This window comes from Streptomyces sp. NPDC056452, assembly GCF_042796085.1.
GTDB lineage: Bacteria > Actinomycetota > Actinomycetes > Streptomycetales > Streptomycetaceae > Streptomyces.
The window spans coordinates 240,637-249,495 of record NZ_JBHTRI010000008.1; the positions used below are offsets into that span (position 1 = coordinate 240,637).

Consider the following 8,859-nt stretch of genomic DNA (forward strand, 5'->3'; position numbering starts at 1 on the left):
CGCAGGGGAATTTCCACCACGTCCGGTCACTCTCCGCTCATCCACTTCTCCATCACTGACAGCAGATGATCGGAATCGACCGGCTTCGTGACGTAGTCGGACGCTCCGCAGTCGATGGCCTTCTCACGGTCGCCCTTCATCGCCTTGGCGGTCAGCGCGACGATCGGCAGTCCGGCGAACTGCGGCATCCTGCGGATCGCCGTGGTCGTGGCGTATCCGTCCATCTCGGGCATCATGATGTCCATCAGCACGATCGTCACATCGTCGTGCTGCTCGAGGACTTCGATGCCCTCGCGGCCGTTCTCCGCGTACAGCACCGACAGGCCGTGCTGCTCCAGCACGCTGGTGAGCGCGAAGACGTTGCGGATGTCGTCGTCGACGATCAGCACCTTCTCCCCGTGGAAGCGGAACGTACGGCGCTGCTCGGGCTCCTCCTGCGCTCCCTGCACCCACTCCGTGTGCGGGGAACTCTCCTCGGTGGCCCTGCCGTTCGCCAGGGCCGGGCGCTGCGCCGCTCCGCCCAGCGCCTTGCGCCGGCGCCTGAACATCCCGGCGGAGTTGGCCGGATCGCCCAGGGGCAGCTCGGCGCCGGTCCGCTGCGAGGCCTCCAGGTGCAGAGCTCCCTCGCCGGAGGTCCCGTGGACCTCGATGGGGCCGGGCCCCATCTGCGGGTAGCCCTGCGGCGGCAGTTCGCTCGGGTGCAGCGGCAGGTACAGCGTGAACGTCGAACCGCGCCCCGGCTCGCTGGCCGCGTGGATCTCGCCGCCCAGCAGCCGGGCGATCTCGCGGCTGATGGAGAGGCCGAGGCCCGTACCGCCGTACTTGCGGCTCGTGGTGCCGTCCGCCTGCTTGAAGGCTTCGAAGATGACCAGCATCTTGCTGGAGGCGATTCCGATTCCGGTGTCGGTGACCGAGAAGGCGATGAGGTCCCCATCGGCGTCACGCAGCGAACCGGCCTCGAGCAGATGCTCCCTGATCGAGTTCGGTACATCCGCGCCGGCCGGCCGGATCACCAGCTCCACGGCGCCTCCGTCGGTGAACTTCACCGCGTTGGACAGGAGGTTGCGCAGCACCTGGAGGAGCCTCTGCTCGTCGGTGTGCAGCGTGGCGGGCAGCTCCGGAGACACCCGTACGGAGAAGTCGAGCCCCTTCTCCGCGGTGAGCGGCCGGAACGTCGCCTCCACGTAGTCGACCAGCTGGACCAGTGCGATCCGGGTCGGGCTGACGTCCATCTTGCCCGCCTCGACCTTGGACAGATCGAGGATGTCGTTGATCAGCTGGAGCAGGTCGGACCCCGCCCCGTGGATCGTCTCGGCGAACTCCACCTGCTTCGGCGAGAGATTGCCCTCGGCGTTGTCCGCGAGCAACTTGGCCAGAATCAGCAGTGAGTTGAGCGGTGTGCGCAGCTCGTGCGACATGTTGGCGAGGAACTCGGACTTGTAGCGCATCGAGACCGCGAGCTGTTCGGCGCGCTCCTCAAGGACCTGCCGGGCCTCCTCGATCTCGGTGTTCTTCACCTCGATGTCGCGGTTCTGCTGGGCCAGCAGCTCGGCCTTCTCCTCCAGTTCGGCGTTGGAGGCCTGGAGCGCCTTCTGACGGTTCTCCAGCTCCTGGGACCGGTCGCGCAGCTGCTCGGTGAGCTCCTGGGACTGTTCGAGCAGCTTCTCGGTCTTCGTGTTGACGCTGATGGTGTTGACGCTCGTCGCGATCATCTCCGCGAGCTGGTTGAGGAAGTCACGCTGGATGTGGGTGAACGGCTGGAACGACGCCAGTTCGATCACACCGAGCACCTTGCCCTCGAACAGCACCGGCAGCACGATGACGTGCGCGGGCGGTGCCTCGCCGAGGCCGGAGGAGATCTTCAGATAACCCGGCGGCACATGGTCCACCTGGATCGTCCGCTTCTCCTCGGCCGCCGTCCCGATGAGCGTCTCCCCCGGCCGGAAAGAGGTCGGCATGGAGCCGGCGGAGTAGCCGTAACTGCCGCGCATGCGCAGTTCGTACGAGCTGTCCTTGCCACCGTCCGCACCCACCTCGGCCGCGTCACCGGTGGTCATGGCCAGGAAGAACGCACCGTGCTGGGCGGATACCACCGGCGTCAGCTCGCTCATGATCAACGAGGCGACGTCGTCCAGGTCGCGGCGGCCCTGCATGAGGCCCGAGATCCGGGCGAGGTTGCCCTTGAGCCAGTCCTGCTCCTTGTTGGCCAGGGTGGTGTCACGCAGGTTGGCGATCATCGTGTTGATGTTGTCCTGCAGCACCTGGATCTCGCCGGCCGCGTCCACGTCGATCTTGAGGTTGAGATCGCCCCGGGTCACCGCGGTGGCGACCGCGGCGATGGCACGCACCTGACGGGTCAGGTTCCCGGCCATCTCGTTCACCGACTCGGTGAGGTCGCGCCACGTCCCGTCGACGTCGCGGACCCGGGCCTGACCGCCCAGCTGTCCCTCGGTACCCACTTCGCGGGCCACCCGGGTCACCTGCTCGGCGAAGGACGAGAGCTGGTCGACCATCGTGTTGATGGTGTTCTTCAGCTCCTGGATCTCACCGCGCGCATCGATGTCGATCTTCTTGGTGAGATCGCCCTTGGCGATGGCCGTGGTGACCGTGGCGATCTGGCGGACCTGACCGGTCAGGTTGGACGCCATCGAGTTCACGGACTCGGTGAGGTCCTTCCAGGTGCCCGCGACACCCGGGACACGTGCCTGGCCGCCCAGCTCGCCCTCGGTACCCACCTCGCGCGCCACGCGGGTCACCTCGTCGGCGAACGAGGACAGCGTCGTCACCATCGTGTTGACGGTGTCGGCGAGCTCCGCGACCTCGCCGCGTGCCTCGACGGTGACCTTCTTGGTCAGGTCTCCGTTGGCGACCGCGGACGAGACCCGGGAGATGTTGCGCACCTGGCTGGTCAGGTTGTTGGCCATCAGGTTGACGTTGTCGCTGAGGTCCTTCCAGATGCCCGTCGCACCGCGCACCCGGGCCTGACCGCCGAGGATGCCTTCGGTACCCACCTCACGGGCGACCCGCGTCACCTCGTCGGCGAAGTTGAGCAGTTGGTCGACCATCGTGTTGACCGTCGTCACCAGTTCGAGGATCTCGCCCTTGGCGTCGACGGTGATCTTCTTGGAGAGATCGCCCTTGGCGACCGCCGTCGTCACCTCGGCGATGTTGCGGACCTGGAGGGTCAGGTTGTTCGCCATGCCGTTGACGGACTGCGTGAGGTCCTTCCACGTACCGGAGACGCCCTGCACCTCCGCCTGCCCGCCGAGGATGCCCTCCGTGCCCACCTCGCGGGCGACCCGGGTCACCTGCTCGGCGAAGTTGGAGAGCTGGTCGACCATCGTGTTGAGGGTGTTCTTCAGCTCCAGGATCTCGCCCCGGGCGTCCACGTCGATCTTCTGCGACAGGTCACCCCGCGCCACCGCCGTGGCGACCTGAGCGATGTTGCGGACCTGGGCGGTGAGGTTCCCCGCCATGCCGTTCACCGAGTCGGTCAGATCGCGCCACACGCCGGCCACACCGGGCACCTGCGCCTGGCCGCCGAGCCGCCCGTCCGTGCCCACCTCGCGGGCCACCCTGGTCACCTGGTCGGCGAAGGCCGAGAGCTGGTCGACCATCGTGTTGATGGTGTTCTTCAGCTCCAGGATCTCGCCCCGGGCGTCCACGTCGATCTTCTGCGACAGGTCACCCCGCGCCACCGCCGTGGTCACCTGGGCGATCTGACGCACCTGGGAGGTGAGGTTCCCCGCCATGAAGTTGACGGAGTCGGTGAGTTCCTTCCACGTACCGGAGACGCCGTCGACACGTGCCTGACCGCCGAGGCGGCCCTCGGTGCCCACGTCGCGTGCCATCCGGGTCACCTGGTCGGCGAAGTTCGACAGCTGCGCCACCATCGTGTTGACGGTGTTCTTCAGTTCCAGCATCTCGCCGGCCACGTCGACGGTGACCTTCTGCGACAGGTCACCGTTGGCGACCGCCGTCGTCACCTGGGCGATGTCACGGACCTGGCCCGTCAGGTTCCGGAAGGCCGTGTTCACCGAGTCGGTGAGGTCCTTCCACGTACCCGCCGCTCCCGGCACCTCGGCCTGTCCGCCCAGCCGGCCCTCGACGCCGACCTCCCGGGCGACCCGGGTCACCTCCGAACCGAAGGCCTGGAGCTGGTCGACCATCGTGTTGACGGTGTTCTTCAGCTCCAGCATCTCGCCGGCCACGTCGACGGTGACCTTCTGGGTCATGTCACCGCTGGCCACCGCTGTCGTCACCTGCGCGATGTCGCGCACCTGCGTGGTCAGGTTCCGGAAGACCGTGTTCACCGAGTCGGTGAGGTCCTTCCAGGTACCCGCGGCACCCGGTACCTGCGCCTGGCCGCCGAGGAGCCCCTCGCCACCGACCTCGCTCGCCACACGTGTCACTTCGTCCGCGAAGGTGCGCAGTGTCTCGGTCATCTGGTTGATCGTCTCGGCGAGCTGCGCGACCTCGCCGCGGGCGCTCACCGTGACCTTCTGCGACAGGTCACCGTTGGCGACCGCCGTCGTCACTTCGGCGATACCGCGCACCTGGGACGTCAGGTTCCCGGCCATCGTGTTCACGGAGTCCGTGAGGTCCTTCCAGACCCCTGCCACTCCGGGCACCGTCGCCTGTCCGCCGAGCTCGCCCTCCGTGCCCACCTCGCGGGCGACCCGGGTCACCTCGGAGGAGAACGACGACAGCTGGTCGACCATCGTGTTGACGGTGTTCTTGAGCTGAAGCATCTCGCCGGCCACATGGACGGTGACCTTCCGCGACAGATCACCCTTGGCCACGGCCGTCGTCACCAGGGCGATGTCGCGCACCTGGGCGGTCAGCCGGTACGCCATGGTGTTCACGGAGTCCGTGAGGTCCTTCCACGACCCGGACATTCCGCGTACCTGGGCCTGCCCGCCGAGCTTGCCCTCGGTACCCACCTCGACCGCGACCCGCGTCACCTGCTCGGTGAACGCCGACAGCTGATCGACCAGGTTGTTGACCGTGCGGGAGACCTTCAGGAACTCGCCGCGCAGCGGGCGTACCGTCTCGTCGGCCGTGTGCGACCGCAGTTCCATCCGCTGCTCGAGGTCACCGTCGGCAACGGCGGAGAGCACCCGCCCGACCTCGGACACCGGGCGCGCCAGATCATCGACGAGCTCGTTGGAGGCGTCGATCGCGGCCGCCCAGGAGCCCTCGCAGGCGCCGGTCTCCAGACGTTCGGTGAGTTTCCCCTCACGTCCGACCACACGACGGACGCGCGCCAGCTCGCCGGTCAGATGAAGATTGCGGTCGGCGACCTCGTTGAAGACCGCTGCGATCTCCGTGAGCACGCCGTCGCCCGAGACGGTGAGCCGCCTGCGGAAATTTCCGTCGCGCATCGCCACGAGAGCCGCAAGCAGTCTGTTCAGAGCTGCCGCATCCACGTCGATGGTCCCATTGCGCTGTTTCTTCACGGGCTGTCCGCCTTTTGTGCGCGTTCCTGAACCCCGCGCCGCCACGCCAGACTCCACCGTGTCCCTCCCGCAGGGGTTGACCGTATCGCTCGGGCCTTAACCGGAAGCTTGCCCACTTCCACTTTGACTCACCGCCACAGCACACCGTCGACGGGTGACTATGGGAACGTCAAATCGTTGAAACGTACCAGGCCTGAACCGGACGGCGTGCAAGGTCCCACGGTTGCCCCATTTCCCTCACCGGGGACTCCATACTTGTGCGCCCCCGCACATCCGCCGGTGGCCTGCGCGCCCAAGTCGGCCCTCCTGTACACGGGACGCCTGGCGAGCGTCTAGCCTGGCAGGCGAATCGAAGCGGCGATAAACGGGCACAGGACTCGGGGAAGCGACGAGACACCATATGGGGAGTGCTGTGATCACCGCGCGTGCGGCTGCCACCTTCGATCCGGTCGGACGCTCGGTGGCGACCGCCCGCGCATTCGTCCGCGACACCCTGCAGGGGTGGGGGTACACCGACGTCGTCGATGACGCCGTCGTCCTCACCAGTGAACTTGTGACCAACGCGGTCGTGCACGCGGGCACCGCCGCGGATGTGCTCTGCCTGCGCACCGAGGACGGCGTGCGCGTCGAGGTCTCCGACCACTATCCGGAACGCGAGATCCCGCTCCAGAGCTCCGGCCTGGACTTCGGCAGCCCGGACCGGGAAGGCGGCCGCGGCCTGCTGCTCTGCGCCGCACTCGCTTCCCGCTGGGGGGTCGAGTACACGCCGACGCACAAGCAGGTCTGGTTCCAGCTCGACCTTCCGGATCGCCCCGTGGGCATCCGCTCGGCGGGTCCCGTCCTGCCCACGGAACTGCTCCCCGTCACCGACGAGCGCGTACGTGTCGCCGTCGTGCAGATCGACCGCTCCGGCTCCATCGCCGCGTGGAACGACGACGCAACCTTCCTGTTCGGACACGCTGCCGAGAAGGTCACCGGCAAACAGCTCACCGACTTCGCGGCCTGGCCGCACACACCGGGCACGAACACCGGCATCGCCGATGCCCTGCAGCTCTCCCGTTGGGAGGGCAGTTACGGCATCCGAGGCGCCGACGGACGCGTCATCCCCGTCTACGCCTCCCATCTCAGAGTCCGCGACACCCAGGGCGAACCGTCCACGGTCTGCCTTCTCGTGCGCGACTACGAGCGGGCCGTGCTCCAGAGCCCGGTGCGTGCCCCGGTCACCGACACATCGGCCGAGAATCGCACCACGGACCCGTTCGAGGTCTTCATCGGCTCTCCCGCCCCCGACGACCTCGACGGACTGCTGCAGCGCACGGTCGAACGGGCGCGCGACATGCTCGACGCGGATTCCGCTTTCCTGCTGCTGGCCACCGACGACGAGACGGAGCTGGAGGTACGGGCCACGACCGGCCTTCCCTCGGCTCGCCAGCGCTTCGCCCGGGTCCCCGTCGAGGCCGGAACGGGCCGCTACGGCTCCGCCAGGATGCCCGCGGTGCACGAGGACCTCACCGCCGTACCGGGTGCCGTACCGCTCCTCAGCGACACAGGGATGCGCTCCGTCGTCACGGTCCCGCTCAAGGTCGAGGGCCGGCTCACCGGTTCCCTCGGCGTCGCGGCCGAAGCACCCGGCCGGTACACGAACGAGGAGGCCCTGCGCCTCCAGTTCGCCGCGGACCGCATCGCCCTGGCCGTCGAGTCGGCCCGGCTGGGCGAGCTGGAACGCCTGCGCCGCGGCTCGCTGTCCTTCCTCGTCGAGGCGTCCGATCTGCTCGCCGGCACGTTGGACAGGGACCAGACGCTGGCACTGATGGCCCAGATGACGGTACCCACGCTGGCCACCTGGTGCGCCGTCTACACCATTGCCGACCAGTCCTCGGAGCCGTACCTCTCCTACGTGCTCCACGAGGACGAGGAACTCATCGACGGCATCAAGGCCCTGCTGTCCTCCATCGAGCCGCCGGACCCCGTTCCGGCCCCGGGCGCCCGCATCTGGCCCGCACCGGCCGCGGCGGCCCACAAGGCAGCTCTTCGCACGTCCACACGCAGCCTCGGCAGGGATGCGCCCGCGAGCATGGGGGCCGCCGCGCGCACCACGCTCGCTACGGCCTCCGCCGTGGGCGGCGAGACCGTGGTGCTGCCGCTCGTCGCGCGGAACCGCGTGATCGGCATGCTCACCCTCGGCAAGCCGTCCGACGACCACTTCCGTCAGGAAATCCTGGAACTGGCCGAGGACTTGTCCCGCAGGGCCGCTCTGGCCCTCGACAACGCCCGCCTCTACTCGGAGCGCATGGCGATCAGCCAGTCCCTCCAGCGCAGCCTGCTGCCGCCCGGCCTGCCCGACGTGCCCAATGTCGAGATCGAGGTCATCTACCGCGCCGCGGGCGAGGGCAACGAAGTCGGCGGCGACTTCTACGACGTGTTCCCCATCCGTGACGGCGCCTACGGCTTCGCCATCGGTGACGTCTGCGGCACGGGACCGGAGGCCGCGGCAGTCACGGGCCTGGCCCGCCACGCGCTGCGGCTGCTGGCCCGCGAGGGCTTCAGCGGCCCTGCCGTACTGGAACGACTCAACGCGGCCATCCTCGACGAAGGCGCCCGCAGCCGCTTCCTCACGCTCCTGTACGGGGAGTTGTGGCCCCAGGAGGACGGCAGCGCGCTGCTCAAGGTCGTCTGCGCCGGTCATCCGCTCCCGCTGCGCCTGCGCCAGGACGGCTCCGTGGAGGCGGCGGCCGAACCGCAGCCGCTGCTGGGCGTGATCGAGGACCTGGAGCTCTACGAGCAGGAAGTCACCCTTGAGCCCGGCGACGTCCTTCTGTGCGTCACCGACGGCGTCACGGAACGCCGTGAGGGCACGCGCATGCTGGGCGACGACGGCCTGGCGGATGTCCTTGCCATGTGTACGGGCCTGACGGCCGGTGCGGTGGCCGGCCGCATCCTGCGGGCGGTGGAACGCTTCGCGGCAGAACCCGCGTCGGACGACATGGCCATCCTCGCCATGCGCGTCCCGGAGCCGCAGACCTTCTGACCAGGACGTGGCCGGTCGGGCATGCCTCCGGGCCCGACCGGCAAGGACTCGACGAGAGCGCGAGCACTCCTTCAGGTGGCAGCCGAGGATCGGGGTTGACGCCCCAATCGTCCCCGGGAACGAGAAAGGCCCCCGCCATTGGCGGGGGCCTTTCTCCTTGCTGGAGCCCCAATGCGGAATCGAACCGCAGACCTTCTCCTTACCATGGAGACGCTCTACCGACTGAGCTATTGGGGCCTGTCGCCTTGCGGCAACGAGCTAAAGCATACCCTGAACGATCGGATGCTCAAAACCATCCGATCGACGTTTCTGAGCTCCGTTCAGGGGTTCCGTGGCGCGCTCCAGGCCTGCGGACAGTGGCGCCGGCGTCGC

2 protein-coding genes and 1 tRNA gene are annotated in these 8,859 nt (G+C 68.2%); 1 reads left to right on the forward strand and 2 read right to left on the reverse strand.

Translation table 11 applies throughout. The features are described from left to right. Positions 1-26: 26 nt before the first annotated feature. Positions 27-5,459 (reverse strand): HAMP domain-containing protein, encoded by a 5,433-nt coding sequence (locus tag ACFQ6X_RS11140; RefSeq protein WP_383179296.1) that lies wholly within the window; start codon positions 5,457-5,459, stop codon positions 27-29. 400 nt (positions 5,460-5,859) lie between these two features. Here ACFQ6X_RS11140 and ACFQ6X_RS11145 point away from each other — a divergent pair, with 400 nt between their 5' ends. After that, a complete protein-coding gene (locus ACFQ6X_RS11145; RefSeq protein ID WP_383179299.1) occupies positions 5,860-8,487 on the forward strand; it encodes a SpoIIE family protein phosphatase in 2,628 nt (875 codons plus the stop codon). Positions 8,488-8,648: 161 nt separating this feature from the next. On the opposite strand, the gene ACFQ6X_RS11150 is transcribed toward ACFQ6X_RS11145, so the two are convergent. Further along, positions 8,649-8,724: transfer RNA gene (locus ACFQ6X_RS11150), tRNA-Thr, on the reverse strand. Between the last annotated feature and the right edge of the window lie 135 nt (positions 8,725-8,859).